This window comes from Sulfurovum sp. (assembly GCA_026990595.1).
In the GTDB taxonomy this organism is placed as follows: domain Bacteria; phylum Campylobacterota; class Campylobacteria; order Campylobacterales; family Sulfurovaceae; genus Sulfurovum.
The window spans coordinates 1-26,968 of record JALXCZ010000032.1; the positions used below are offsets into that span (position 1 = coordinate 1).

26 protein-coding genes are annotated in these 26,968 nt (G+C 38.6%); 4 read left to right on the plus strand and 22 right to left on the minus strand.

The annotated features are described in order from the left end of the window. Positions 1-4: 4 nt before the first annotated feature. The 22 genes from MVE01_RS06755 to MVE01_RS06860 all read right to left on the minus strand — a co-directional run bounded on the left by MVE01_RS06755 (position 5) and on the right by MVE01_RS06860 (position 23,053). Positions 5-2,194, minus strand: coding sequence for a type VI secretion system Vgr family protein (locus MVE01_RS06755; RefSeq protein WP_472561415.1), 2,190 nt, complete (start codon positions 2,192-2,194; stop codon positions 5-7). 79 nt (positions 2,195-2,273) lie between these two features. Beyond that, positions 2,274-2,729 (minus strand): hypothetical protein, encoded by a 456-nt coding sequence (locus MVE01_RS06760; RefSeq protein WP_472561416.1) that lies wholly within the window; start codon positions 2,727-2,729, stop codon positions 2,274-2,276. A 1-nt stretch (position 2,730) separates the two neighbouring features. Beyond that, positions 2,731-3,201: a hypothetical protein gene (locus tag MVE01_RS06765; RefSeq protein WP_472561417.1), complete on the minus strand. Its 471-nt coding sequence runs from the start codon at positions 3,199-3,201 to the stop codon at positions 2,731-2,733. Positions 3,202-3,292: 91 nt separating this feature from the next. Next, on the minus strand, positions 3,293-4,393 hold the full coding sequence (locus MVE01_RS06770) for a 4Fe-4S binding protein (protein WP_472561469.1): 1,101 nt from the start codon (positions 4,391-4,393) through the stop codon (positions 3,293-3,295). Between the two features lie 3 nt (positions 4,394-4,396). Further along, the gene (locus tag MVE01_RS06775; protein ID WP_472561418.1) at positions 4,397-5,044 is read right to left on the minus strand and encodes a TorD/DmsD family molecular chaperone; all 648 of its coding nucleotides are present in this window, start codon (positions 5,042-5,044) and stop codon (positions 4,397-4,399) included. Between the two features lie 156 nt (positions 5,045-5,200). Next, positions 5,201-8,551 carry a molybdopterin-dependent oxidoreductase gene (locus MVE01_RS06780; RefSeq protein ID WP_472561419.1) on the minus strand — a complete coding sequence of 1,117 codons (3,351 nt, stop codon included), beginning with the start codon at positions 8,549-8,551 and terminating at the stop codon, positions 5,201-5,203. A gap of 11 nt (positions 8,552-8,562) precedes the next feature. Beyond that, positions 8,563-9,510, minus strand: coding sequence for an NrfD/PsrC family molybdoenzyme membrane anchor subunit (nrfD, locus tag MVE01_RS06785; RefSeq protein WP_472561420.1), 948 nt, complete (start codon positions 9,508-9,510; stop codon positions 8,563-8,565). Position 9,511: 1 nt separating this feature from the next. Next, a complete protein-coding gene (locus MVE01_RS06790; RefSeq protein WP_472561421.1) occupies positions 9,512-10,270 on the minus strand; it encodes a 4Fe-4S dicluster domain-containing protein in 759 nt (252 codons plus the stop codon). 262 nt (positions 10,271-10,532) lie between these two features. Next, a complete protein-coding gene (locus MVE01_RS06795) occupies positions 10,533-11,513 on the minus strand; it encodes a DUF302 domain-containing protein (RefSeq protein ID WP_472561422.1) in 981 nt (326 codons plus the stop codon). Between the two features lie 23 nt (positions 11,514-11,536). After that, positions 11,537-12,454 carry a DUF302 domain-containing protein gene (locus MVE01_RS06800; protein ID WP_472561423.1) on the minus strand — a complete coding sequence of 306 codons (918 nt, stop codon included), beginning with the start codon at positions 12,452-12,454 and terminating at the stop codon, positions 11,537-11,539. A gap of 59 nt (positions 12,455-12,513) precedes the next feature. Then, positions 12,514-12,951, minus strand: coding sequence for a DsrE family protein (locus MVE01_RS06805; protein ID WP_472561424.1), 438 nt, complete (start codon positions 12,949-12,951; stop codon positions 12,514-12,516). After that, the gene (locus MVE01_RS06810; RefSeq protein WP_472561425.1) at positions 12,948-13,736 is read right to left on the minus strand and encodes a thioredoxin family protein; all 789 of its coding nucleotides are present in this window, start codon (positions 13,734-13,736) and stop codon (positions 12,948-12,950) included. Before MVE01_RS06810 ends, MVE01_RS06805 begins: the two co-directional genes overlap by 4 nt. Beyond that, the gene (locus MVE01_RS06815; RefSeq protein ID WP_472561426.1) at positions 13,733-14,647 is read right to left on the minus strand and encodes an MBL fold metallo-hydrolase; all 915 of its coding nucleotides are present in this window, start codon (positions 14,645-14,647) and stop codon (positions 13,733-13,735) included. Before MVE01_RS06815 ends, MVE01_RS06810 begins: the two co-directional genes overlap by 4 nt. Positions 14,648-14,668: 21 nt before the next feature. Beyond that, complete coding sequence (locus tag MVE01_RS06820) at positions 14,669-15,880, minus strand: porin (protein WP_472561427.1); 1,212 nt, start codon at positions 15,878-15,880, stop codon at positions 14,669-14,671. A 136-nt stretch (positions 15,881-16,016) separates the two neighbouring features. Continuing rightward, the gene (gene soxB / locus MVE01_RS06825) at positions 16,017-17,792 is read right to left on the minus strand and encodes a thiosulfohydrolase SoxB (protein ID WP_472561428.1); all 1,776 of its coding nucleotides are present in this window, start codon (positions 17,790-17,792) and stop codon (positions 16,017-16,019) included. A gap of 11 nt (positions 17,793-17,803) precedes the next feature. Beyond that, positions 17,804-18,562, minus strand: coding sequence for a sulfur oxidation c-type cytochrome SoxA (gene soxA, locus MVE01_RS06830; protein ID WP_472561429.1), 759 nt, complete (start codon positions 18,560-18,562; stop codon positions 17,804-17,806). A gap of 2 nt (positions 18,563-18,564) precedes the next feature. Further along, on the minus strand, positions 18,565-18,909 hold the full coding sequence (soxZ, locus tag MVE01_RS06835) for a thiosulfate oxidation carrier complex protein SoxZ (protein ID WP_472561430.1): 345 nt from the start codon (positions 18,907-18,909) through the stop codon (positions 18,565-18,567). Between the two features lie 58 nt (positions 18,910-18,967). Then, on the minus strand, positions 18,968-19,444 hold the full coding sequence (gene soxY / locus MVE01_RS06840) for a thiosulfate oxidation carrier protein SoxY (protein WP_472561431.1): 477 nt from the start codon (positions 19,442-19,444) through the stop codon (positions 18,968-18,970). A gap of 23 nt (positions 19,445-19,467) precedes the next feature. Beyond that, positions 19,468-20,040, minus strand: a complete 573-nt coding sequence (soxX, locus tag MVE01_RS06845) for a sulfur oxidation c-type cytochrome SoxX (protein ID WP_472561432.1) — start codon at positions 20,038-20,040, stop codon at positions 19,468-19,470. A gap of 106 nt (positions 20,041-20,146) precedes the next feature. After that, positions 20,147-21,301, minus strand: coding sequence for a sensor histidine kinase (locus MVE01_RS06850; protein ID WP_472561433.1), 1,155 nt, complete (start codon positions 21,299-21,301; stop codon positions 20,147-20,149). Continuing rightward, positions 21,291-21,950 carry a response regulator transcription factor gene (locus MVE01_RS06855; protein WP_472561434.1) on the minus strand — a complete coding sequence of 220 codons (660 nt, stop codon included), beginning with the start codon at positions 21,948-21,950 and terminating at the stop codon, positions 21,291-21,293. The genes MVE01_RS06850 and MVE01_RS06855 overlap by 11 nt, the downstream gene beginning before the upstream one ends. Beyond that, positions 21,947-23,053, minus strand: a complete 1,107-nt coding sequence (locus MVE01_RS06860) for a hypothetical protein (RefSeq protein WP_472561435.1) — start codon at positions 23,051-23,053, stop codon at positions 21,947-21,949. The genes MVE01_RS06855 and MVE01_RS06860 overlap by 4 nt, the downstream gene beginning before the upstream one ends. Positions 23,054-23,191: 138 nt before the next feature. On the opposite strand from MVE01_RS06860, the gene MVE01_RS06865 reads away from it, so the two are divergent. The 4 genes from MVE01_RS06865 to MVE01_RS06880 all read left to right on the plus strand — a co-directional run bounded on the left by MVE01_RS06865 (position 23,192) and on the right by MVE01_RS06880 (position 26,914). Beyond that, a complete protein-coding gene (locus tag MVE01_RS06865; protein ID WP_472561436.1) occupies positions 23,192-24,037 on the plus strand; it encodes a metallophosphoesterase family protein in 846 nt (281 codons plus the stop codon). Positions 24,038-24,208: 171 nt separating this feature from the next. Then, on the plus strand, positions 24,209-25,126 hold the full coding sequence (locus MVE01_RS06870; RefSeq protein WP_472561437.1) for a cache domain-containing protein: 918 nt from the start codon (positions 24,209-24,211) through the stop codon (positions 25,124-25,126). Beyond that, on the plus strand, positions 25,123-25,788 hold the full coding sequence (locus tag MVE01_RS06875; protein ID WP_472561438.1) for a response regulator transcription factor: 666 nt from the start codon (positions 25,123-25,125) through the stop codon (positions 25,786-25,788). The genes MVE01_RS06870 and MVE01_RS06875 overlap by 4 nt, the downstream gene beginning before the upstream one ends. Then, a complete protein-coding gene (locus MVE01_RS06880; protein ID WP_472561439.1) occupies positions 25,772-26,914 on the plus strand; it encodes a sensor histidine kinase in 1,143 nt (380 codons plus the stop codon). The genes MVE01_RS06875 and MVE01_RS06880 overlap by 17 nt, the downstream gene beginning before the upstream one ends. Positions 26,915-26,968: the final 54 nt, after the last annotated feature.

Here is a 26,968-nt window from a genome sequence, read left to right on the forward strand (position 1 = left end):
AGCATTATTTACCTCCCAATTGTTTTTTTAAAAGACAAGGGATACATATATCACTACCTTTATTGACTCTAAGGTTTGCCGCTTTCGCACCCCCACCAGAGCCACCAGTAATACTCACATTCCCTTTGATAGTCACATTCCCCTTAAGCGTTATCCCACCGCCATCTATAATGATAGTCCCACCTTTAGACTTAAAGACTACTCTGTCACTGCCGTGCATCTCATGCAGTTTGGTGATCTCTTTAATGTGTGTCCCTGCTTTAACATCCAACTTCCCATTCACCGTATGACTAAAATGCCCTCCGGTCTTAAGCGTATAGTTCGCATAGGTTGTTTCAAGTCTCTGGTTCCCTACATAAAGTACTTTATCTTTGTCTACTCTGGTAGACTGAGAGTTAACAATGTGTATCTCTTGGTCATGTCCTACATCTAGTTTTTGGTCATGTCCTATGCTTATACGCTCATCTTTGCCTACAGACTCTGTTCTGTTGTTTCCTACATCGGTACTCTCATCATGTCCTATGCTTTTTGTTCTGTCATTGCCTACAGAGAAAGACTCATCATGTCCTACTGTTTCACTCTGGTCATGGTCTATGTTAATGGCAGAGTCATGCAGGGCATGAAGCTTGTAGTCTTTTTGTGCTCTGATGTGTACGAGTTCTTCTTTTTGTTTGTCTTCAAAGAGCAGGAGGTTATACTCAGCATTGCTTCCTGGCATAGACTGTGTCTTAATATATGACTGTGTCTTTTGAGAAGGTAGGTCTTTAGGGATATGGTTGTTTCCGTTGTAGAGACTTCCTATGGCTACTGGTCTATCTGGGTCACCGTTAAGGAAGTTAACAATCACTTCTGTGTTGACTCTAGGGATAAACTGGCTTCCCCAACCGTCACCTGCGCTAAAGTTGGTAAAGCGTATATAACAGCTGGTAGGATAGTTGGGGTCAAAGTGAAAGATAACTCGTATACGTCCAAAGCTGTCTACATCAATGGTATTGGGTGTAGACTCTGTGTCTTTACTTCCACTAGATACTATGGCTGTCACTGAAGAGGGAATGAGTGGTTTAGTAATGTTGTAGTGAGGGATGAACACCGTCTCTTTAGGAGTAGCTTCAAAGTCTACTTCAAAGAGATACGCTTGTACCTTGTGTTCTTCTTGTACATACTCTTCCAAGGCATTGGGGAAGAACCCTTTAAGACGTACCTGTGTGAGTACTACCTCTGTACGTACCACACGTTGGGTATCAAAGAGTGTACCACCATACCCTGTTTCTGTATAGAGACTAAGCGTGTGTCCCTCTACACGTTCTGTATCAGCGTATTGTTTGAGTGCGGTTTGTTTGACATCGTTTTGCAGGTCTTTGGGTCTGGCAGCTTCTAAACGGTCTCTATGGGTCATCACTTCTAAGTCATGTCTGAGTTGTGCAGAGTGGGTATTGTCTTTAAGACTTTGTGAGAGCGGGGTAGCACCTGTGGTAGTAAGGTACTCTTTGGAAGGGGCTCTAAAGTCATAGTAGTCTTCTTTTGCATGTGTAGGTGCAAAGGTTTTACTTTCAGTAAAGCTGCAGCGTAACTCTGTTGGGAGTTTGGTGTAGCTCTCTGTGATCTGTGCCAGACGTACTTTATAGGGTGTTGCATCACTCTGCATCCACAGACTTACTCCTTCTTGTTCACAGAGCATTTGTATGAATTCAAGGTCGCTCTGTTTGTACATTGTGGTGTACTCTCTCTCAATAAACGTATGCGGAGCAATGTTGGTACCAAAGTCTATATGTAACAAAGCCTTATAGCGTCCAAGGATCTCTTGGATAATAGCATACGCACTTTTCTCTTGAAAGATCTCATACCGTTGGTTGAGACCAAGGTAAAAGAGAGGATGGACAACGGTGAGGGTATAGAGGTATTTATCGGCTACTTTATTGGCTTCTTTGGCTTGGTAGATTTTACCGTAAATCTCTCTTTTTTTAGCAAAGTCTTTTTCATCTTGGAGCAGGAGTTTAACATCGGTATCTACCAGGTCAGCAACTTCTAGTTTGACAGGGCTTACGAAGGAGAGTTCATAGACATAGGGTTTGCCTAGGGTGTTTGTGCCGTTTAGGGTGTAGATGGCGTAATTTCCATCGGAAATATGAGGGTTCTTTTTTGCATTAAGGAGGGTGAGACGGGCTTTGACTTTTTGTAGCTGGGTCGGGTTCATGGGTTCCCTTTAAAATGGTTTGGTTTTTTGTTTTATTTTAGCGTAATAGGTTTAAATTTAAGTGTATTTTAGAGATACTCTACTCAAAATACTCTGTAATGATCTGAGGGAAGAGTTTCATCGTTTTTCTTGCCTTGTCTATCTTGGCTTGAAAAATTTCAGAAGATGCCGGAAAATTCTGTATAAATTCATCATAAATAACTATTTTGTCTTCCATATGTGCTTTAAGCGCATCGAGAACAGATTCCATATTTTCTTTGTTTGAAGCATACTTCATAAGCAATTCAAACATACGTTTACGCGGATGGATCGCCATAGAGTCACCTGCTACCAGAGCGATATCTTTAATATCCCAACGGGAGATATAGATTCCACTTACATGTGGGGAGATCAGCTTGGCATAAAGTGCTTCTGTATAAGAAGGGTAATCTTTAAGTTCTGCCTCTTCGTCACTTGCACAGGTACCATCTACACACGCCTCTTCATTGATGTTAAAATCTTCAAACTCTTTTCTTAAATCTTGCATATCTCTCATATTATTCTCCTATTAACCGTGGAATCTCATCCACATCTATTTTAGCATTAAACCAACGGTTGGCAATGAGCATCATCTTAGCCACAAAAAGGATACGGTCATCCAAAAACTCTGCTTTCTCAAAAAGTGCTTTTGCTTCATCATCCAGACAATAGCCGGTCACCTTTCCTTCTGCTATTTCTACAAAATCCACACGTCCTAGCTTGTTGGCTGTTTCATTTAAACTGTTACAGTAGGCTAACGCTTTGGAGGAAAACTCTTTTTCTATCATCATTCTGTCTACTTTGGACTGTGCTACATTATCCATCGTAAAAGCGAAATGTTCATCACTGATGTTCAAGGCGATCGCTGTAGCGTTGATGCCCTGATGTTTCATGATCTTGTTAAAATACCTGCGCATGTATCCTGTTTGGGCATTGTATCCAAGGATCGTACAAAGACCGGTATCCGGTTTTATCTCATGTGGCATCATAATATATATCTCCTTTTCGATGAGCAAAGCCCACCGAAAATTCCTCTCACTAAAGCTTTGCCTATCGGCTCAGGGATCATATTAGCTCTACTCATGACTCTCCTCTCATCTGCTTTGCATTTTCATGAAGAAAGATAGCCTCTTCCTCTTCTACACTACAGCGTGGACAACTTTGTTCTCCACCTTCGTAGGTAAAATAATTCCCACACTCGTTACAGCGTCTTACATCAAATGTTGCCAATGTTCTCTGATGTGATTCAAAAAACTCTTTGATCTCAAATCCGGGTTGCAAATGTATGGCATCAGGTTCACAGGCATCATGGCAGAGGTGGCACTTTACACAGAGCATCGCATCAAAATTGATGAGAGAGAATTTACCGTTTGAGCTCAATGCACCTGTAGGGCAGATACGGTAACATATCTGACAGTTGGTACACTTTTCATCTATGAATTTTTGGGAGATAAAGTTTATTTCTTCTTCTGGCAGTATCTCGAAAGTTTCCGGATACTCTGCACGTTTGAGTGCAGTAAAGAGTATTTTTCGTTTATCTGGCAGATGCTTGTCTTTGATCTTGGAGATCATAGAAGCATCTATCTCAAAATGGTGCAACTCCTCTGCTTCTACTGCTTCATCAAATACTTTTTTGTGTTTGAGTGCACCTTTGAGTGAAGCTGAAGCAAAGAAATCCCGTCGGGAGCTCTTTTGTTCAGATTCATTTTTTTCTACTAACGGTACAGCATCAAGATTTGTCTCCAACTGTTTACCGGAAAAAGAAGAAAGTACAAAATTTGCCTCTTCTATGCGGTTTTCAATCACTTCAAACAGATGTGTATTCTTTTCATAGCTATAAAGGTCAAGCGTAATAGGTTCATTACTTGCTAATGCCAGAGAGATAAGATGCTCAACACTGAGCAGACTCAGACACGGTACATTGACCTTGGAAGAGATAAGCCTTACTTTTGACTCCAAAAAAGTAAAAAAGAACTCTGTTACCGAAAAATCAGAAAGCCCAAATGCTTCTGTCGGACAGGCTCCTATACATGCAGCCGCCTCTACACCGGTTGCCTTTGCAAAAGCAGGAAGATGTTCTACGATACTTAGATGCTCAGGTACAGCATCTACACACTTGGTACAGGTAGAGAATTTACTGGTAGCTCTTACACAAAGTGAAGGATCAAAATGTAGTTTCATCAATTAAGCTACATCCTCACAAAATGTGGAGAGCTGTTCAGTCACATACTCATAATCACTTAAAAGAAACTCCAGAGCCAACTCACTTCCGTCATGATAAAGCGGTGTTCTGGACTCTCTTTTAGCATTGATAAGGAACATCGGGGTCCACTCAAGAAGATGGTCTTTCATAAATCCTTTTTGGATCTGAAAAAGTTCACAGATACCTGCTTTATCATCTGCTTCAAGTGCTTTAAGCTGCGCATTGCAAAGCATATACATAAATTCAAGTTCTACACCAATGTGGTCACCGCTGACTACTCTTGCTTTATTTAGTTCTACCCTAAAATCCAGTGCATCATACAGTTCGATCACAGGATTGCCTTTCCCACTGTCTATCATTTGGTCATCTCTGACATAAAAACTCTCATAAGGCACTAAATGCATGAGAAAAAGATTGGTAAAATCTACATTATAATACTCTTCTATGAGCTCCTTAGTCGTATGGTTCTCACGCTTACTCCATGTTTGATAGTTAGGAAAGAGTGCAAGTAACTGCGGATCTTTTTCAAGAGTCTCCAACAAATCCTCATCTACTTCTGTGACCATCAAACGTGAGATCAATGCATAGAGTGCAATACGGTTTTCTAATTCTTGTTTTAGTTGTTTCATTTTTAACTTTCATTCACGGTACTATGAGCATACAAGCCCCTACACCGATTTTAATTATGTGACTATACCACTTTCAAGATAAATAAAAAGCAAAATATATCTGGAAAATTGTATATTGGGCAGACCTAATTGTCTGCCCTTCATCTATAATGCTATTTATGTAAGATTTACAGAATAAGCTTTAAGTGTAAGCGGTACTGCCGGTCTCTTAATGTGTACCGGACGTCTCAATTTGTCATTGGCATCCAATGGGCGTGTCAATTTGTCTCTCCACGCCTGATAGACTTTAAAGTTGTTCTCATAGTTCACCCAAATATCACCGATCTTATCTGTTGGTGCTGCTTTTTCAATACGAACCTTTTGGTGCCACGCATGGTTACCACCAATAGGGTCCGGATGTGAAGGTGCTACAGCATTTTGCCAGGAACCGCTCAGTCCATCCCACCAGATATTGTCAAGGTCTTTGTTGAACTCTTTGAACTGCCAAGTATCTCTACGTGCCAACATACCCTCTTTGATACCTTCTTTTGGCTTCATCGTACCGACTTTTCCATCCATTGTCATATCAAAAAGCGGTGCGCCCAGTCCAAGGACTCCCAGTTTATGTTCAAATCCTGGGATCTCCACAGCATTTTTGAGTTTCCATCTACCTGCATGATGTGAACAGGCAAGTACACCAGGCATCGTACCTTCAGTAGGTACTGCCATTGCAATGAAGTAACCTGACTCAAGACCCGAAACAGTATCTTCAATGGTCACTTTAATAGAATCACCTCTTTGGATACCAAGTTTTTCAGCATCTACCGTATTGATCCATACAGGGTTATGGTTCTGAGAGATCTCCATTAAGTGTTTGGAGTTCACAGAACGTGTATGAATATTATACGGCAACCTAAATACTGTATTGAGTGCAAACTCGTTGTCTTTTTGCATAAAGTCATGGTGTACCTGTGTGACAATATGTGTCATATCTTTACGCTCTTGTGCTGTTCTTGGGTAGATAGGTATCGCATACTCAGGCCACTTCCACTCAGCAAACCATTTGGAATAGAATTCTAATTTACCACTGAGTGTATGGAACCCTTGCTTGATCTCGCCATTGATTTCAACACCAATCGGTTTTTTACCACCAAAAACATGGTCATGCACAAGCAGTGTACCATATTCATCTTTTTCCACTTCACTCTCATCATATTCGTGACCATGGGCAATATATTTTGAGCCCTCTTTTCTAAGTTCGCGTTCTTGCGGTCTATAGACATGATCTTCTTCAAGCCATGTACCTCTATCCCTCATCATCTCATAATTTGGATACTTAGAATTAGGGTAGAGTTTTTTAGCCGCCTTTCTTAAATTTGGCAACTTATCCAATGCTGCCTGATACCATTCAGGTATAGTGGTTGGTCTTGATGGATCCTCTTTGGATGCCCAGAATTTTTTGACGCCAAGACTTCCATCCGGATCGACATGGTGCACCATGATATTCATCCAGAACTCCATCTCTTCCCAAATTTCACCAAGTCCGGCAGTCATGTGTGCCTCAAGTGTCGCGCGTGTCGGATCTTTCGGCTTCCATCCAAGTTTTTCCAGTGCAACTCTCAGTGCAGGGTTTTTAAAACTCAACCATCTTGCCGGTTTTGTCGGCTCAGAAGATTGGTCATGTCTCTCACCCGCAAGTCCTACAGGCAGTACATAGTCACAATACCAGTTTGTCTCAGACCACGTTGGAGAGAGATTGAAGCTCAGCTCAATCTTATCTTCACGTTTCAATGCTTCGATCCATCTGAAACCATCAGGATTGATCCATACCGGATTATACATACGAGGGATCCAAACTGCTAATTTCTCAGGAATATTAGTAAGACCTTTGGCTTTCCACTTCGCTCTCCACTCATCATCAAGGAGTAAGTGAGGCATAATATGACTCATTTCAAATGAACTGAGCGGATACTCTGGCGGCCAGGCAATTTCGTTCCAGACATCCACACGAGGAGGTCTTTTCCCTGCAACTGTTGCCGCATCACCTTTACCATTAACAGAGATAACAGACCAATGGTGCATTCCCACACCACCTATATTACCGGCCATTGCTCCACGAAGTGCCAACGGAAAGAAACCAGAACGTGTATTCATCCAGCTTCCTTTGTGACCAATCGTTCCTGCTCTCCATAGATAGGTACTGATCCTGTCACCTGCATCAATGAACATCTCAAAAAGTTCATCCAGTTTATGACCGTATCCTTCCATTTTACACTCTTTGACTACAAAATCTTTCGTGTATGGAGAGTAAATTTCTTTAAGCATCTTAATGAAACTCTCATAACTTTCATCCTGAGGTACCTGTTTCATGTAACCTTTAGAGACCATCAGTGCCAATTGTTCTTTGTCTGTCATGAGCTGATCCCAATTTACCCAGTTCTTAAAGAATGCATGATGTACAAGATCTTTACCATGAATATCTGTCTCATTCAAAATTCTATTTGCAAGGTGAAGGTAAAGAGCTGCCTCTGTTCCCGGCCATACAGGTATCCATAAGTCTGCAATACCAGCTGAGTTAGAAAGCCTTGGATCCATCACAACCAGTTTTGCGCCTTTTCTTCTTGCATCTGCAATATATCCTGCTGACTGCTGGAAGTAGTGTCCTGCATCTGCCGCATGTGATGACTGTAAGAATACCAATTTGGCATTTGCCCAGTCAGGGTTGTTTCTGTCATCGTTTGCCCACTGGATCGTACCTTGTCTTGCACCCGCAGAACAGATGTTGGTATGAGAATCATATCCGTCACAGCCCATAGAGTGTGGTACACGGTGACCAAATCCGTTTTCATTTGGACGCCCTACATGATACATAATTGATTTTCTAGAGATCTCATCCCCTACTTTGAGGGTATCATGCATCTTTTTACCGATCTCTGCCATTGCTTCATCCCAAGTAGTTCTTACCCACTTACCTTCACCTCTTTTTGAACCTGGAGCTCTTTTAAGTGGGAAAGGGATTCTATCTGGATCATACATTTGCGTCTGAGCAGCATACCCTTTGGCACAGTTTCTACCACGACTCCCTGCGTGGAGCGGGTTACCCATATACTTTTTAACAAAAAGATCTTTAGGGTTTTTGGTACGTTTATACTCACCTATCTCCACCCATGCTGTCAAACCACACTGTGCTTCACAGTTGGAACAAACCGTAGGAACAAGCATAAATTCATTCACCTTGATTCCCTCAGGATTTGCTTCACTTCTTACACCGTTTCTTTCGGCACCTCCTCTTTTCCAGTCATCACCGTCAAGCTCTTTAAAGCTGTCCCACTCTTCTAAAGGCGGATAGAATGAAAGTGTTTTAGGATTCGCTGTAAACTCTTTTTCATCTGCTGCTGCCGGTGTATCTACGATCGTTTCAAATACACCTGCTGCAAGTGTTGCACCTGCTACAGAGTACGCAGTTCCTTTAAGAAAACTTCTTCGGCTCTCTATAAAATTTGTATCATTTTTCATTGATTTTGTCATACCTATCCTCCTTAACTTAAATTTAGCATTTGTGGAATCTTAAGCCATACATCTTTTGCCATGTACAGTCCGATCAATGCTAAAAGTGCTGCAAATTTCAACAGCGTTTTATTGTCACTTTTCATATTACCCAATGCTATAAAGAATGGAATAATGAATCCAAGAGCCATACCAAACCAGAACTCTGTGTTGTATGCTCCACCTGCGTGTACATATGCCAATGTTGCCTCTGCTTCAGCTGACTTGAATGAGAAGAAATACTCTCCCATATACATCATGAAGCTAAAGAAAGTTGCAATTGCCAATACCAATGCAAGATCGCGTCTTGCTTCTCTTGACCAGTTGCCGGAGATAAAAATGAGCCCTGCAGAACCTGCCATCAGTGCTGCCCACATCATCTGCATCACTTCTGCCGGTGCCTGCCATAACTCTCTTGCACTTGCTTCTGCCATGATGATTGCAGTATACAGTGTTACAGGGATTGCAAGGAATACAACAAAAGGGAATACTTTTTCGTAAAAACCGCTCATTCCTCTAAAAGTATTTGCCAATGCACAATTTTTTCTTGTATTTGGATGTGCATCAAAGAAGCCTATGGCTGTCATAATAAAGATCAATCCGGTAAAAAGTGTCGCCATCCATGCACCTACTGTGATCGCTGATGTCCAGTGCGGGTGCAGGAATATATTCACCATTCTATACGGATGGTGCAGATCTGCCAAAGTAAAAAGCAAGAATATATTTAAAAAGATGAAGGCAATCAATGGCATCATCCATCTTAAATTAGGCATCTCCTCTTTTTTATGTCTGTAGAGTAAAAATGCACCTACAAGGATCACTCCTGTACCTACAGATTTAGCCCACATGTTCAATGTGATCATCCAGCCCCAGATAATACCCGGAAGTGCTACATCTAGTGTGACTATCGCTTGTGTTGCGTGAATTCCATGTTCTACCATTTTAGTGACCTCCCTCTTCTTCATGTGATTCATGGGCATTATTGTCAAAATCCATGAAACTTCTGTTGTCTAACTTCTCTTCATTTTTGAACGGTTCCAAGAATCTGTCGATCACGCTCTCATGCGGATTACCGATATGCTTAAGATGCGTTACATTGTTAAAGAGACTATATCCTTCAAGTCGTTGTTGAGCAAGTGGATTGAGTGTCTGGTTACCGCCACCTACATAGAAGTGTTTAGGTTCAGTATGCTTTTCAGGTTTACGTACCTGAACCGCACCTTGATGCTCCATGATATATTGGGAGATATGACTGTTGTCATCATCAATATCGCCAAAGATATTTGCCTGTACCGGACAGACAACTACGCATGCCGGCATCATACCGCTCTCTACACGGTGCGCACAATAGGTACATTTATCCGCTGTATTTGTCTCCGGATCCATATAGATCGCTCCGTAAGGACATGCCATCATACATCCTGCACAACCGATACATCTGCTGCTGTCTACATTGACGATCCCGTTTTCAAGATAATGCAATGCAGACACCGGACAGATACGCTCGCACGGTGCAGATTCACAATGGTTACAACGTAACGGTGTAAATGATCTTGATGTGTCAGGGAATGTCCCTATATCAATATACTTTACACGCAGACGCCAAGAGCTAAGCGGTACTTCATTTTCCACTTTACAAGCCACTTCACAACCTTTACAACCCATACATAGGTTAAGGTCAACTAAGAAACCTAGTTTCATATTTCCTCCTTGATATTAATTATCAGTATATACTTATTCTATTAAATAAGTTTTTTGAATACGTCTTAATTGTATTATATAAACTGTTAAGTTTCAATGTTTTTTTATAATAAATGTCTATTTTTATAATAATTTGCGTAAAAAAGGTTATATTGGGAAAGATTTTAAATCATCATTCAATCTTTATCATTGGGTTGATAAGAGAAATGAATGTTTTATCACATTCTCCATTTAAAGGGGAATGTGACGTAAAAAGGCTCTCTTATTCAGTGAGTCCTCTAAGAATTTTTTTCATACCTGCCTGCGCTGTTTCAAGTATTTTAATATCATTTACATCTTCCAATCCCATAGAGCTCATCCAGTTATAGACAGACGGAAATGCTATCTGCATGACTCCCTCACCTTTTTTCTTACTGAGATACAATGAACATGGTGCATAGGCTCCTGCTTCGGGATGTGTTTTTGCTATGGTGTAGATCACCGGCAATTTACAGATGGAGTAGACTTCATAAAAATCATATACTTCATATTTTTCCTCTTCAAAGTCATCTCCAAGATTATTAAAACCGGCAATAACAAACCCGTTAGGAGCAAGCTCACCTTCAAATCCCATTTTGAACTCTTCCAGTTCATCTTCCCAGTCTTTAGGATCGATCTCCATCTTAAAGTGGGTCACCAAATTCCCTTTGGGTTCTTTTGGCACATAGGGTAATGCCTCATAATATCCGTTAGGCATCGCACTTTTTAATGTATTTTGAATAAGTACTTTTAATGTACTCAATGTTTTATCATCTTTGGATACATGCATGATCTTTGCCATGGCAGTAGCACTCAATGAAGCAACCGATATCTTTTTCTCTCCTTTTTTTGTATAAATAGACATACTCATCGGTGCAAATAGTCCGACATTTGGATATTTCTTAACCAGTTCAAGAACAGCCTCCTTTTGATAGAAGGTAAAAAGATTATAGACATCAAATCCTGTTTCTTTAAATTGTATTTTGAATGGTTTGTTCATATCTCTGTTCGCAGAAACCGTAAAACCTGCTTTTAGAAAAGCTTTTTCAATTGTTTTTGGAGTGACCTTTCCATCCCCATTCTCTGAAGTGAAGATTTCAATATCACCCACTATATGCTTTTGTACAGAAGTGGATACTGCCTTAACTTCTTTTGCTTTCTCTTTTGCCCATACTGTTCCCATAAGCAATGTAATACATACTATTCCGTTTATTAACTGTTTCATTGTTTTTATCCTTTTATTTAAATTTATTCTGCTGAATCTTCAATAATACGCTTCATGGTATCTTGTGCTTTCACAAGCATCTTTAAGATCGTTTTGTCTTTGATAGCAAGCGAAGACGTCAAATTTTCAATACTGAGTGTAACGACCTTCGTCTTGTTACTTTTTTTCTTATGGTAGATCACCATTGTACATGGAGCAAAAGCACCAGCTTCAGGATGTTTCTTGGAGAGTTCATAAATGATCTTAAGCTTGCAAAGAGAGTAGGCATCATAGAAGATAAAATCATTGACTTTCTCTTCGTTTAACACCTGATTAAAATCTATATAGTTGGCAACAACAAAACCACTTGGTTTCATATCACTTTCCATCATCATGGTCATATCATCTCTTGCTTCTATCGCTTCTTTATCTTTTACATCAAATGAATATTCTGTATACAGAGGTTTTTCTGTAACAATACTCCCATAAGATAAACTTTCTTCAACTGCCAAGGGAACGGTTTTTATAATCGTCTCTCTCGTTTTTTTCTCCAGATTATTAAAATAGGAGTCTTTTACCTTTAAAATATGCTGCTGTGCCTCGGCACTTAAAAATGCAATGAAAAAATCATCCTCTCCCTTTTTTTGATAGGTCACAATAGAAAAGGGAGTAAAAATGCCGCTTTTGGGTACTTTTGGTATAAGTTTTACTGCGATGTCACGATGATACACAGAAATAAGGTTATAGCTGTTAAACAATGTTGCCTTAAACTGTTTTTCATAAGGACCATTCATATCCTGGTTTTTGGAAACCGTATATCCCTGAAGTATTAATCCGTCTACGATGGTCTGTGCGGAAATTTTCAGATCCTTGTTGGGGATCTTATAGAGAATAATATCTTTGTTCGTACTTGCAAACACCATAGTAAACATTACTATATAGATGACTAAAACTCTTTTCATAAATATCCTTTATTTGAGTTGTCATATCATAGCAATTAAGTGTAAAAATAGTGTAAAAATTACGGTCTTATATAAATGTATCCCCTAAGCTGTCTTTCAATTAATTCAACGATACCTGCAGTGACTACTTCTACCCCGTCAATAAGATCTTTTTTTTCTATATGAAGTGTTCTCATTGTATTCCCACAGGCAATAAATTCAACATCATAGGTCAGAAGTGCCTCAACACGTTTTCGAATATCTCTGTCACCCTGCTTCAAGAGTGCTTCTATTCCTTGGGAATAGGCAACGATCACCACTTCTGTGTTTTCAGGTCCGTAAAATTTCATCACATTGTTTGCTGAACTCAGCACATGATTGATCGCTTTTCTATCTCTTACCGTAATAGGAAATACGAATTTACGCGGATGATCAATGGAGGGTTTAGGTGTTGCAAACTCTGTTTCTGCTGCAACAAACTGCATTATACATAGACACAGTAATACAATTTTTTTCATCTTTTTTTCCTTTTTGCTTTTTTTGCTTCTTTCAGTATTTCTAAGAAATCTTCTTTGTTCCATGCGCCTGGTATACGTTTTGTCTTAACATTCTCATTTGTTCCATCCGTAAAAACAAAAAAGAATGTGGGTGTCATACTGGCATTCAGACCAAGAGGCAGACTTTTTTGACTGACATCTACCGAAACAACAATAAAATCTTTTTGTAACACACTGACTACTTCAGGTTCTGTCAATACCTCTCTATTCATTTTAATACAATAATGACAATGCGGTGCTGTTGCCTCTATCATAATAATTTTATCTTCTTTTTGTGCTCTTCGCAAAGCATTTTCAAATGATTCTGGCTTTATACGCTTTTGACGCAACATATGTTCTTCATAACTATAGATATATTGACTGACTGCTTCAATCTCATCATTACTTATCTTGCCTTTCATACTCGGCATCGTATCAAACGCATTGATCACATCTCTCATACAGACACTTTTGTCCTTATTGGGGTAAAGCAGATAATCGCCAATGAATGCACTCACTTCCATACGATGTATATCTTCATCTCCCCGTGGATCACCGATCTGCTGTTTAAGTCTAAAAGAGAGTTGGTTCAGGGTTGGTGCTTTGAGATGCAGCATGGTGTTGTTCATCTCTTTAAAATTCTTCATTAGCTTTTCCACCGGCACAAAGGCTTCATGGCAGGAAGCACATTTTTTTTCATAGACTTTTTCTCCATCACTTGCAAAAATACTTACTATTATGACTATCATTGCACCTAAAACTTTCATTCTTCATCCTCCATCATTTCCAACTCTTTATAGGCATCTAAGACATTTCGTTTGTGCAAAACATTATAGAGCTTCATCTTCCTAAATTCAGGAAGGATAACCTTTCTGGTGATCTCATCCATTCCAATATCATGGTCTTGCGCATCCAAAATCTCTTTTTTCATTTTTATCAAATAGGACTTTAGTGTCTCAGTTGCATTTGCATCTGTTTTATACCCATGTCCACCTATAATGACTTTGGCATGATAGGCATCTATCTTTTTGAGTGCTTTTAATGAACCCAAAATAGACCCATCCCTTAAAGAGGTAAGCCTGTCATTAAAAACAAGATCACCTGCAAATAGGATCTTTTTTGCAGGCAGATAGATAATCAGATCTCCTTTGGTATGTGCAATGGGAGTTAATTGCCTTATTTGAAATATTTGACTACCTACAGTAATGCTTAAATTACTATCTACTATTGTATCAAGTTTTACAATTTTTGTTTTTCCGTAAAGCTCTTTTCCAAGCACACGCAGCATTCTGGTCTTCATGCCTGCAACAACATTTTGCTCATAGGTCCGCGGACCGATCAACAAAGCACCTTTGCTTTTATAAAAACTGTTCCCTTGCCAGTGATCATCATGGTCATGGGTAATAATGACATATTTGACAGGAAGTTGTGCTATTTTTTGCATCTGTGTATAGGCTTGGGAAGCATATGCATATGTAGGACCGCTGTCTATGACAACAAAACCCTCTTTTGTTTGAACAAAACAGGTATTTACCATGTTCCCAGCATTTTGTTTGCTGATATTTTCTGTCTTGCCAAAAAAACAGTAGATACCTTCTTCTATCTTTTGTGGTTTCAAATAGTATTCGAAACCATACCCAAAAGAGAAGGTTAACAGTATCAATGTAATATATTTCACTATTAACCTTTCAACTAACTTTTAGAATTTAAACTGGTATTGAAGCAACACAGTATCTTCCGCATAAAATGCACCTACATCCAACTTATCAAAGTCTTCTGTATCTCCACTTGCGAGTACATAGTTAAGTTGGATACGATGTCTATTTCTGGCTCTTCTGCCTTTTCTATCCATTTTATTGTTCTTAGGATTGATATAATAGTTAAGACCAAAATAGGTATTGCTTGCATCTGCACTCAGCGTACCTTTATCACCAGAACCACCAATATACTTCACCGCAGCTTCAAGTGTATCTGTCAAGTAGTAGGTACCTGTCAATGCCAAAGTCTGCATATCCCATCCCGAGACGCCTCTAATATTTTTAACATTGTAATACTCCGCTTTGACATTAGCTCTGTTAAAGTGAGAATCAACACCGGCATTGAATACTTTATAGTCTTCTGCCCCTAATTTACCTGCAGCATACTTAGTCGCATCAATACCCCCGGCACTTTTTGAAATACCGTAAGATACTTCTGTATGAAGTTCTTGACCCCAATCGAACATCAAACGTCCCATATAGGCATTGTCATCTCCGGGATTGGCATTCTTCACTGCTCCCGAACGCCCTGCCTGCCCTGCAAACATCAAGTCATACCCAAATCCTTTCCAAGGTCTTTCATGTCCCATTTCAAGTCCATTGACTTTGCCATCGTTCCCAAATCCAATATCACGACCGGAAATCATAATACCAAAATCACGTTCAAATGCCAGTTTTTTATCGAAACCACGTTTGACCACATCAAGATTCCATCCTGGTATGGTGAACCCCATACCCACCGGTGTCTTGATCACACCGGCTTTCACTACCATGGCATCATCAAATTTATAGGCGATAAATGCATCTTTGATCAGCTCTGGTACACCCAAACCATTCTTATCTGAACCGTCTTTGGCAAAATCAAGAAAGACTTTCGCTGCTAAAGGACCTGAAAAATATTTCCAGCCTAAACGGACACGGTCTGCTTGAAATTTATAATCCCCTTTTTGGGAATTTTTTACTGCACCGTCACCAAAAGCAACACCGATCTGTGCAAAACCAAAGAATTTATGTTTACTGCTCCAATCTACCGCTTTAACCGGTGCATCTGTATGTGTTACCGGCTCTACAGGTTCTATATCTCCACCTGCCATTGCTGCTGTCCCCATCAACAAAGCAGTTGTCATACTTAATTTTATTATTCCCTTGTTCATATTATTTCCTTCTTTTATTTGTATATCTTTATAAAAAGATAATCTTTTGCTATAATTTAAAAGTGATATTATATCACGGCCAAAAGTGCTTCATCCTTTCTTTTTGGACAAACAGGGATGAAGCACGGTTACAGTATTAGCACTTGGCACCTTTTTGCGGACATCCGCAATCATAATCCAATACTTTTACATTCGATGTCATTGAAATATCAACCACTTTTTGTTTACGAATATAATCACTGACCACTTCATAGACAGCTCTTATTTTCTTTTCATCCAGATTTTCCCCTGCATTTTGCAGATTTCCTCCCCATGATGAAACTTTGTAAGTCTTTTTACGATCAATCGGTTTACCTCCTATTTTAAAATCTGAGATCCGTTTACCTGAAGGAGCTGAGATCTTAATACTGTAGCTTGCGCCTGTCAAACGACTCATATCTCCACCCTGTTGCAGTAACGGATTTTCATTAAAGACATTATCGGCTATATCTTCCATAAGATTTGCAATCACTTCACCTTTAAGATCAAATGTATAGACTTCAGGATACGTAATAGCTGTCATCTCATATACATTGTCTTTAAGGATCTTGTCTCCTGGGAGAAGTGTTGTTCCCCATCTGTATCCGGGGGTGAAGACAATGTCACTTCCCATCTCAGCCTGTATCGCCTGACCTATCAGTGCATCAAATGTTGAGTAGAAAGTATCTCTTTTGTAAAGAAGTCCTTTGGTCGTACCCAATACTTCATTGAGCTCTTTGTCAAAAGGGGCATAGGCTTTATCTACCAATACTTCTCCGGCTTTGTCGGCAGGAATGAGGTTTGAGGTAACAGGCATCAATTTAAAGCTGTAGTCCACAACTTTTTTATTTTTAATATCAAGATCCAGTCTACCCACATACTTACCATGACTTCCCGCGATCAAGATAACCGTATCATTGACAATGATCGGTTTAGGACTTGGATCATGTGTATGTCCACTTAAAATAAAGTCAACACCTTTAACTTTCTTTGCCAGTTCCTGATCTACAGAAAAACCGTCATGGCTGAGCACAACGACACAGTCCACTTTTTTCTTGCTGCGAAGTTCATCTATGAAACCTTGTAAAGACTCATGTCTAAGTGCAAAACTCCATCCTTCGGTGAATCTCTTTGGATTTGCAGTGGAAGTGAACGGGAATGACTGTCCGATGATACCGATCTTCACCCCACCCACTTCTTTAATGGTATACGGGGGAAAGATCAACTCTTCAAAATTATCTGAGAAAGGATCATTGTCAATCACATTTTGGGAAATAAATTCACCTTTAAGCATCTTGATAAGTTCCATTACACGTTCTTTACCATAAGTAAATTCCCAGTGTCCCACCATCACATCTACACCCAAATAATTTTGAGCATCCACAATGGCTTCACCCTTTGTTTTAAGCGCAACTGCCGTACCCTGCCATGTATCACCCGAATCAAGTAAAAGAACATTTTCTGCCCCTCTTTCTTTTTTCACATGATCTATAATAGGTTTCATATGTGCAACACCACCCATCTTGCCAAATTTTTCCGCAAGAGCCTCAAAATTATTGTAGGTATCGAAATATTGATCCAATGACCCAGATTCGATTCCGTAATAACTCTCAAAACTGTCTCCACAGATAAACCCGGGGGTTCCTACCAAATTTTTTGCAGAGATCAGCGTGGATGGTTCTCTCCAGTAAAGTGGTTTAATATGCGCATGCATATCACAGATATGAAGTAGCGTTGCTTTTCCTTTGGCTTCAAAATCCACAATATCAGAAAAACTCAGTTTTTTAATGCGCTCTTTGGCTGCTTCTCCTGCAAAAAGGTTAGTACCTCCTGTTGCTCCCAGTAATCCTAAGGCTGCTGCGATCTGAAGGAAATCTCGTCTATTAATATCCATTTTCTTCCTCCTTATCTTTTTAAACCGGGAATTGCTATAGGTTTTTTCTTCTCTTGAGCAAGTTTGGAGATATAAACTTCAAGACCTACCATCTCTTTTGAACCTATAGGGATCACTTTCAGCAATGCATTCTTCATGCATCCCTGAAATCTTCTTTGCAATGTTCTCAAACTTGATTTTGTCATCCTGTATGCAGGCCAGGTCGCACCTGAGCCGGCCTCACCAAGATCAGGAAGAGGCTGTGTCCGAAGTACCATACCCACAATATCTTTACTATGACATGAATTACAAGAAAGCCCTCTTCCTCCTCTGGCAGTTTCAAATGTTTTTTTACCAAGATCATAAGAGGCTTTTTCATGCGGTTCACTTAGATCAATATTTGCAACTTCATCATTGGCTAAAGATTTCACGTAGGCCAGTATGGAAAACATTTTCGCACTTTTAAGCTTGAATTTTTCTTTACCCTGCTCCACCTGCATGGCCTGCACCACCTGATCAAGTCCAACGACATTACCAAGACTTTTCACATATTTGGGAAAACCAGCGATCGTTTTGGGCAACTCTTTTTCAGATACACCCAAAAATTTTGCCAGTGCTGCCTCATCACCAAGTTTTTCAAACAGTTCTCCACCCTCTTCTACATAAATATCAGCAGGATTGTTCTCCAGCATTTCCTTGTACATTGCTCTATCGGCATCACTCATGGCAAATTGCTCACCCGCACTTGCCATGGTTACCAAAAGAGCAATCGGAAGTATGATTCGTTTCATTTTTAATCCTTTGGCTTAAGTTTCTTACTCTTGGAGTTCTTCTCACCTGTATTATCTGTATAATCTACTGTGATCTTACCTTTTCCGGGAACTTTGAAGTTCACTGAGAAATATGGATTTGTTGAAACTGTCTCCCATACTTTCATTGTTGTGAAAGGTTTACCGTCAAAACTGAATGTAATGTTATCTATATAGTGCGCCGGTTTGATCTCACCCGTTTTTTTATCTTTTTTCATACCCGTATCCATAGGGTGTATCACAATAAAATCTACTTTTACGATATCACCTGTTTTATACTTCTTAGGTTTGATTTTTATCATTGATTTTCGTGCTTCGGTTTCTGCCATTTTTTATCCTTTATTTAATATTGTTTTTTCTGCTTCTGGTGACACAATCGATCCAAGATCAACCACATCCACCGATTGTTACTTTAATACTTTTAGCTGCTTTAATGAATGTACCGTCACTAAGTTCAACCAGACCTACAACCTCCTGTGTTCCACCAAGTTTTACACGTGTGGCAAAATAGCCTTTGGCATTTGCCGGAGTCAGCATGACATCGACACATCTTGCATTACCGTTCTTCGTATTCAGAATATGGATCGCTTTGACATAATTGTTCTCTTCCATCGGGTGATCCACTTCAACCTTTACAGGTACAACGGCACCATTCTCTGCGATCTCAGGCACTGTTAATTTTATTTTATCACTGTCTTTAACCTCTTTACCGCCTGTAATTGCTGCCACTGCAGCATCATAGGTCATGTCGTTTGGTCCTTTCTTTTTTGCTTTAGGTGCATCCTCTTTTGCCATTAGAGCCATAGGAGCAGCAGCTACTGCTGAAGCTGCCATCATACTTTTCATAAAACTTCTTCTTTTCATTCTTCTTTTCCTTTTTTACTTTTTTATTTTTTCTTTTCAGCAACAATATACGATGCAATATCACAGATCTCACGTTCTGTAAAAAGTTTTGTCGTAAGATTGATCGTCATATGGGTTTGAGGATTGTCTATCCTCGCGTCAGCAATCTTTTGGAATACAAACTGATTGTCTCTGGTCTTGGTATTGATGAACTTTTCCTTGTATCCTGTAAGATCCGGACCGATATTCCCTGCACCTTTAGCACCGTCTATGTTATGACAAGCTACACAGTTACCGTACTGTTTAGGCTTCTTTATGACTTTTCCGTCTTTGCCTTTTTTCTCTATGAATTTTGCCAACCCTTTAGGTGGTGCTTTTTTTGCTTTTTTACCGTTAAGATTATGGAAAATATACTCCCCTCTTGCAATCACCTCCGCATCCGTAGAGATACACCCTTTGGGCATTATATATTTCGTCGGTTTTGCAAGGGCATCTTTTTTTATCATCTTGCTGGCATCAGGCATTTCATATGCTTTGGTCAAATCTGCAGCATTCACAAATGATGCTACTGTACTTAACATCACTGTAGTTGTGATGAGTTTGATCTTTCTTTGCATTCACACTCCTTTTCTTTTTACCGTTTTTATTTGGTTTCAAGAAGCATCTTAACAAAGAAGTGTAAAGAAAGTGTAAAATTTCCGAATATTTAATTATTATGAATAATTATTTTATTAAAAAAGTATATGTAAAAGTTGTACCTTTCCCGAGAGAAGAGTCCACATGTAACGTAATGCCCTCTTCATCTATGATCTGTTTAACGATATTCAGTCCGATACCAAAGCCTCCTTTGGCTTCATCTTCTCTATAGTATCGTGAAAAGATCTTCTGCGTATTTTCTATGCCGACCCCATGGTCTTTGACCTCAAAGACAATACCTCCGTCAACACTTTTTAAGACAATCTCGACTGTACTATGATCGTGGCTGTATTTGATCGCATTGGAAATCGTGTTGTCTGCTATACGCTGTAGCTTTGTGCCAGAACAGAGATAATGGATATTCTCTTCTATAGAAACCTGTAGATCAATATGTTTCAGATTTGCAACTTCTTGGAAATAATCTACTCTTTTTTGGATGAACGCACTCATATCCATACGTTCTTTCTTATGTTCTACGCGTCCTTGTTTGATGAGATAATCCATATCATTGTAGATCGTTGCCAAAGTTTTGGAAGCAGATTTTATACGATACAGATATTTATTCTCTCCATACTTATTGGCAAAAAGATCCGCATTGAGGTTGATGATACTTAAAGGGGTATTGATCTCATGCATCGAGTCTTTAATGAAATTATCCAACTGCCGGTTAAGCCTCTCAAAAGGCGCAGAGAAATTACGCAGCAATAGCCAGGAAAAAAGAAAAAGTGCGATCACAATAGCAATCATTACGGAAAAAGCAAAAAGATAGATTTTGCTTGCGGTATGTACCGTTTCTACCAGTAATTTACTTGCACCAAAATAATACCCTTGAGGAAGCGGATAGATATAATAGTATTTATTCTCTTCTTTATGATATCCGGAAATAAAAGATTGGGGCTCGAAATCCAAAGTAGAGAATATCTGTTTGTCACTACTGTCAAGCAGGGCAGACCGATACTCTTTAAAACGTGGGAAATGATATACCTTGTCACTGCTTTTGTAGTGTTGCATGGAAGCAATGATCTTCTTTGCCTGCAATTCCAAAGAGAGTTTTACCTTTGCCTCATCTATCTGTAAAAGCAAAAAGATATAAGTTACCAACGGCACAATGAGCAGAACAGCCAAGACTGCCGTATAAATCATGGCATATTTTCGGGCAAATTTTTTAACATCAAAAATCAATACTGTACCCCACTCCACGAATATTTTTGATAAAATCCTTTTTGAGTTTTTTACGTAAAGTACCCACCTGTACCCGAATATTTGTAGGATCGATCCATTCACCCCATACTTCTTCCCAGAACATCTCATAACTTACCACATTGCCTCTTTGTTTGATAAGCAGTTCAAGTATCTTCGCTTCTGTTTTGGCAAGCATGATCTCCTCTTCTTCAAAAGAGAGTTTCATATTTTTCACATCATAGCTGTACCCAAAAGGCAGAGACAGATGTTCATCTGCTGTAGAGAAACAATATGTTTTGATCGCCTGCTCTACACGCAACTTGAGCTCAGCAAGATCAAAAGGTTTACGAATATAGTCGCAGGCTCCACATTCATACCCTCTGCTTAAATCATCGATCTGGGTTAAAGAAGTAATAAAAATAGCCGGTAGTTTTACTCCCTCTTTCCGCAGTGCCTCAAGCATCTCAAAACCATTTTTTTCTCCTAAGACCTTGACATCCAAAAGTAACAGATCATAGATATTCTCATACACAGCATCATATGCCCGTTCTGAATGTGAAAAACAATCAACATCATATCCACAATCTTCCAAAAACTCCTGCATGCTCAATGCCAACATAGATTCATCTTCCAGAATAAGTATTTTCATTGTATGACTCCAACCTTTTTTTCATTATGTTTATTGGAAAGAATGATATCAATGAGTTCATCCTTGCTGTATTCTTTTAATATCTCTTTTGCTTCAGATTCCAGTGCACGCTTGTCTTCTTTTTTTAATTTTGGCAAAAGTGCTATCAGGTCCTTATCATATCCGCTTCTAAAACTGCCATAGGGATATTCCCATGATGCCACAACCTCTTCTATGTCTTCATCGGAGAACTGGGTGAAAAATGAAACACCCTGGTTGGCTTTTTCATACCGATGCAATGCTTCATCAGAAAGTGTAAGCAGATAGCTGCCTATCTTTTTTCCTTCCCCGTTATACATTGGTTCAAGTAGATAAAGTCTTTTATCCTGATAAAGATAACTTTTACTCTCAAGCACATCCCAATCAAGCAATGCGATCTTCGGTTTAAGCATATGATTAAAATTACGATTTACGATCACATCATCATGCAATCTCGGAAAGTCTCGCATGAGTACGGCTTTGTTGAGATACTGTTCATCCATGAGAGCAAAAAGTTCTATACCTTTTTTATGCAGCTTTGAAGCAAATTCGTCTACAAATTTAATGACTTCCAGATAGCCAAGAAGTTTTCCTCCGCTGCGGATGGGGATCGTTGCTTTAAAGGTTAGTAGCCTGCCTACCTCCATACCTACTTTAGGCTGTTTTCTTGATTTTAACTTTTGAAGATCATCTCTGAACCACCAGATAGGCATTCCTTCAAATCCTTCATTCCAGCTGCGGGCAAAAATAAAAAAATCCGGTGTCAATACCTGTATACGCAATGACTTCAAATGGGTATATTTTTTAAAACGCTCCGTGATCTTACTGAGAATACCATATCCTTTACTTTCATCCTCTGCTATAAGAGCATTTTTCAGCTCTCCATCTTCAGAGAGTGCCATAGAGAAAGAGAGAAGATCTGCCATCTCATAGGTGAGTCCTGCTCTGAAGTTGCTTACCACATGATCACCCAAATTCGCCAATCTGTCCTCTTTACTCTGATTCAGAAAGAAAAAAACAGAAGCAAGCAACAACATCAGTACAAAAAAAATGACCCAAAGAGAGATCTTGTTAAATCGTTTCATAATATTAATGCTACGAGATTAAGCCTATCATAAGGCTTAAGTTTTTTATTAAAATAAAAAAAACTAATAATTTTTTATATTATATTTACACTTTCATGCTATTATCTAAAATAATCTATTAAATGAAAAAGGTGGAAAATGAAAAAGGTATCAAGAAGAGATTTTCTTAAAAGTGCTGCAGCACTAGGCAGTATGCCCTTTTTGGCAGAAGCAAAAGATACTGAGAATCAACAGAGTCTAAAGTTCATCCATATTACCGATTCGCATATGGATTTGGGTAATGACGAGAGTGTAGAGGCAATGGAGCTTATGGTGGAGCATATCAACAAGCATTACAAGGCACTTGACTTTGTTGTATTTGGTGGGGATAATTTTAATAATAATGTGAAGGGGAATGGTGATGCCTTAGTTTACAAAAAGATCATAGACAAACTTCACTGCTCTACCTACCATGTCAGAGGCAACAAGGAGGCTCACCCTGATCCTGACGATGCCATCCATCTGGATGAATTCAAGAGACTTTTTATGTCAGACAAAACACTTAACGTCCAAGGAAAGGACTGGGTACTTGAGACAAAAGGAGTTGCTTTTCTGGGACTGGACAGTTGTATTGAGGGTGCAAATAACGGTCTGTACACGGAAGAGACCATAAAGTTCGCAGAAAATATCCTTAAAAAAGGGAAGCCTACCGTGATTCTCAACCACCATCCCTACACCAACTACTGGAAAGGGACAGACCCAAAGGACATACATAAATATGTACTCAACAATACAAACGAAGTACAAAAGCGTCTTTTCAAATTTGACAACCTTATCCTGACACTCTCAGGACACAAACATATAGACTCTGTTACCACTATCAACAAAACAAAAGTGATCGTTACAAGAGGATTCATCAGACCATTGGATATGGATATGTATCCGATGCGTTATGTGGAGATAGTAGATGGAAATATCAATGAAAAATTGATCTATACATCATAGTTATATCGGAAATGAAAAGAGTAAGAAGAAATAATGATTTAGTGAGTATTATTTCTATAACTTCAACTTCAGAATGTCACACAGAAAAATACTTAAATTTACTCGCTCTTAATGTTAAGAGCACAATTTTTAATATGCTATAATAAAATTAAAACAAAGAAGCATATAAAATTGAGTATATTTGACAAACTAACAGCTAAAATTGATAAAATTGTTTTTATTTTTACAGTTCTAGTTCTCTTTTTTTCCTTCTATTTTGTCTACACATTAAAACAGTCCTATGCGCAAAAAGAGACCGTACAGTCACTAGATAATGCACTTTTTTTAACAAGAAATCTACTAGAAGAAGAGCAGCAGCATGCCCTCTCTCTTTCTTTACTTCTTTCTCAAGACAAAACATTTTTAGAAGCTTTTTACAAGAATAACAGAAAAAAAGCATTTGAGATTATCAGCCAAAAGATTGAAAGCTTGAAAAAGTTGCAGGGTTACAGTTTTGAAGTACAGGTGCATGATAAAAACCTGCATACCTACCTAAGAAGCTGGGATTATTCTATCAAAGATGTTCCACTTGCATCTTTTCGTAAAGGGTTGGTTCTAGTCAAAGAACGTAAAAAACCTTTAGTATCTATTGAGGTTGGTAAGCGGTTAAATATTAAAGCTATCTCTCCCATTATGAAAAATGGTTCTTTTGAAGGTTCTATCGAAGTAATAGAGAACTTTGAACACTTGAGAAAAACACTTGCAGAGCACGGTTACGCACTGCTCATACTTCTTAATAAGAAATATCTTAATATTGCGACAACACTACAGCATCATCCTATTGTTTTTAATAAATTTGTTCTAGTCAATGACAGCTATAATAAACATAGTTTTCAAAGTTTAAAAAATTCAGATTTAAAAAATCTTCAGAGTTATGGGTACTTTACACAAGATAAATATGCATTTTCTTATTTCAGTATCAAAAATTTTGAAAATCAAAATCTAGGCTATTTTATTGTTGTATTTGAAAACAGTACACCACTCATACTTAATACACATGATGAAGTGATCACTCAGGAAATCAACAATTCTGGAGTGATCATTCAATGAAAATATTGCTTTTAGAAGATGATGTCAGTTACAAAGAGACGATACAAGAGTATTTAGAATCTTTAAACTACAGCGTAGAGAGTTTTGAAAATGGTGATGAAGTGGTTGATGCACTCCATTTTAAAAAATATCATTTGCTACTTTTAGACATTCGTGTACCAGGGAAAAGCGGTTATGAGATTGTGAAGATGCTCAGAGAACACAAAGATGATACACCAGTAATCTTCATAACATCTTTAACAGATATTGATAACCTAAGCATAGGCTATGAACTCGGGTGCAATGATTACATTCGCAAACCATTTGCGGCACAAGAGTTAAAGTACCGTGTTGAACAGGTACTGAAGCTTTTTTATCTCCACTCAAATGATGAGTATTTGGCACTCAATAACGCGTATAGCTATAACCTCACAAAAGGAAAACTTTTGTATAAAGAGGATGTTGTTGCAATCACACCAAAAGAAAAAAATGTTCTTGATTATTTGATTACACATCTAGATCAGTATGTTTCAACAAAACAGCTGTGGGAAGATGTATGGGAAGAGAAAATGGTCACTGAAGCAGATATCCGTATGTGCATTAAAAAAATTCGTGATAAAACGTATGCTGAATTCATTGTCAGTAAAAAAGGGTTTGGGTACAAAATTGATAAAAAAAGATAAACGGTATATCTATACACTGGCATTTTTTTACTCTATGCTGATTATCTTCGTGGTCAGTATTCCTGCCTTTTTTTATATATCGGTGGAAAAGAAGAGCTACAAACAGACACAAATGCAAAATTTGGAACATTATGCCTATGGTGTAGAGAAGAGTATTTATGATTTTTCTCGTACAAACAAGCATATCTTTCATTTTCCCCGTTCTTTGTTCTATACTTCATGTCTTTATGGAAAGAACCGTAAAATTCTTTTTGCTACAGATGAATCAATGTGTGAAAATATTGCAGCCAATAAAATGCAAGAAAACATACTTAGTAAAAACGTTCTTTTAAGCACCAACAGACTTCAGGCAAAAGAACTTACCATTGCCAAAAGTTTTTCCTATAAGAACATTTATACAAAAGCATTTATTGCAGCGCTTTTCTTGGGAGCCATTATCTTTTTTATGACACTCTTTTTTGTAAAGATCAGCCTGCGTCCACTTGAAAAAGCCAATCGATACCTTACTGTCTTTTTCAATGATGCAATGCATGAACTTAAAACGCCTTTGGGAGTGATGCAGCTTAATTTGGAGTTTTTACGCTCAAAAGAAGAGAGTAAAGTACTGCGACGTCTTTATAATAGTATGCAGAGTATGATCTTGATTTATGAAGATATAGAGTACCACATCAAACATACACATGTAGAGTATAAAGCAGAACATTTAAATTTTTCACATTTTTTGCAAAACCGCATTGAAGTTTTTTCTGACCTTGCACGTATAAAAGATATTGACATAGAAAAAGAGATTATAGATAATCTATCATTGAATATAAACCGTATAGAACTTCAAAGAATCATAGACAACACCATCTCAAATGCCATCAAATACAGTCCAAAAAAAACAAAAATAATCATTAGGCTCTATAAAGAAGCCGACCATATCATCTTCAGTGTTCAAGATCAGGGTGTCGGTATCAGAGATACCAAAAAGATATTTGAACGTTATGCACGTGAGGATGTCATTCAAGGTGGCTTTGGTATCGGGCTGAGTATTGTAAAACACATATGTGATAAAAACGGTATTGAAGTCTCTGTAGAAACACAACTCTCTCAAGGCTCTCGCTTCTCCTATAGATTTTTATAACTCTTTTTTACTTACGCAAAAGTTACGTAGCTATTGTTACTATAAATATATTCA

Coding starts and splice junctions, on each gene's coding strand:
- MVE01_RS06755 (WP_472561415.1), bottom strand. CDS start 2,194: ATGAACCCGACCCAGCTACAAAAAGTCAAAGCCCGTCTCACCCTCCTT.
- MVE01_RS06760 (WP_472561416.1), bottom strand. CDS start 2,729: ATGAGAGATATGCAAGATTTAAGAAAAGAGTTTGAAGATTTTAACATC.
- MVE01_RS06765 (WP_472561417.1), bottom strand. CDS start 3,201: ATGATGCCACATGAGATAAAACCGGATACCGGTCTTTGTACGATCCTT.
- MVE01_RS06770 (WP_472561469.1), bottom strand. CDS start 4,393: ATGAAACTACATTTTGATCCTTCACTTTGTGTAAGAGCTACCAGTAAA.
- MVE01_RS06775 (WP_472561418.1), bottom strand. CDS start 5,044: ATGAAACAACTAAAACAAGAATTAGAAAACCGTATTGCACTCTATGCA.
- MVE01_RS06780 (WP_472561419.1), bottom strand. CDS start 8,551: ATGACAAAATCAATGAAAAATGATACAAATTTTATAGAGAGCCGAAGA.
- nrfD (WP_472561420.1), bottom strand. CDS start 9,510: ATGGTAGAACATGGAATTCACGCAACACAAGCGATAGTCACACTAGAT.
- MVE01_RS06790 (WP_472561421.1), bottom strand. CDS start 10,270: ATGAAACTAGGTTTCTTAGTTGACCTTAACCTATGTATGGGTTGTAAA.
- MVE01_RS06795 (WP_472561422.1), bottom strand. CDS start 11,513: ATGAAACAGTTAATAAACGGAATAGTATGTATTACATTGCTTATGGGA.
- MVE01_RS06800 (WP_472561423.1), bottom strand. CDS start 12,454: ATGAAAAGAGTTTTAGTCATCTATATAGTAATGTTTACTATGGTGTTT.
- MVE01_RS06805 (WP_472561424.1), bottom strand. CDS start 12,951: ATGAAAAAAATTGTATTACTGTGTCTATGTATAATGCAGTTTGTTGCA.
- MVE01_RS06810 (WP_472561425.1), bottom strand. CDS start 13,736: ATGAAAGTTTTAGGTGCAATGATAGTCATAATAGTAAGTATTTTTGCA.
- MVE01_RS06820 (WP_472561427.1), bottom strand. CDS start 15,880: ATGAACAAGGGAATAATAAAATTAAGTATGACAACTGCTTTGTTGATG.
- soxB (WP_472561428.1), bottom strand. CDS start 17,792: ATGGATATTAATAGACGAGATTTCCTTCAGATCGCAGCAGCCTTAGGA.
- soxA (WP_472561429.1), bottom strand. CDS start 18,562: ATGAAACGAATCATACTTCCGATTGCTCTTTTGGTAACCATGGCAAGT.
- soxZ (WP_472561430.1), bottom strand. CDS start 18,909: ATGGCAGAAACCGAAGCACGAAAATCAATGATAAAAATCAAACCTAAG.
- soxY (WP_472561431.1), bottom strand. CDS start 19,444: ATGAAAAGAAGAAGTTTTATGAAAAGTATGATGGCAGCTTCAGCAGTA.
- soxX (WP_472561432.1), bottom strand. CDS start 20,040: ATGCAAAGAAAGATCAAACTCATCACAACTACAGTGATGTTAAGTACA.
- MVE01_RS06855 (WP_472561434.1), bottom strand. CDS start 21,950: ATGAAAATACTTATTCTGGAAGATGAATCTATGTTGGCATTGAGCATG.
- MVE01_RS06860 (WP_472561435.1), bottom strand. CDS start 23,053: ATGAAACGATTTAACAAGATCTCTCTTTGGGTCATTTTTTTTGTACTG.
- MVE01_RS06865 (WP_472561436.1), top strand. CDS start 23,192: ATGAAAAAGGTATCAAGAAGAGATTTTCTTAAAAGTGCTGCAGCACTA.
- MVE01_RS06875 (WP_472561438.1), top strand. CDS start 25,123: ATGAAAATATTGCTTTTAGAAGATGATGTCAGTTACAAAGAGACGATA.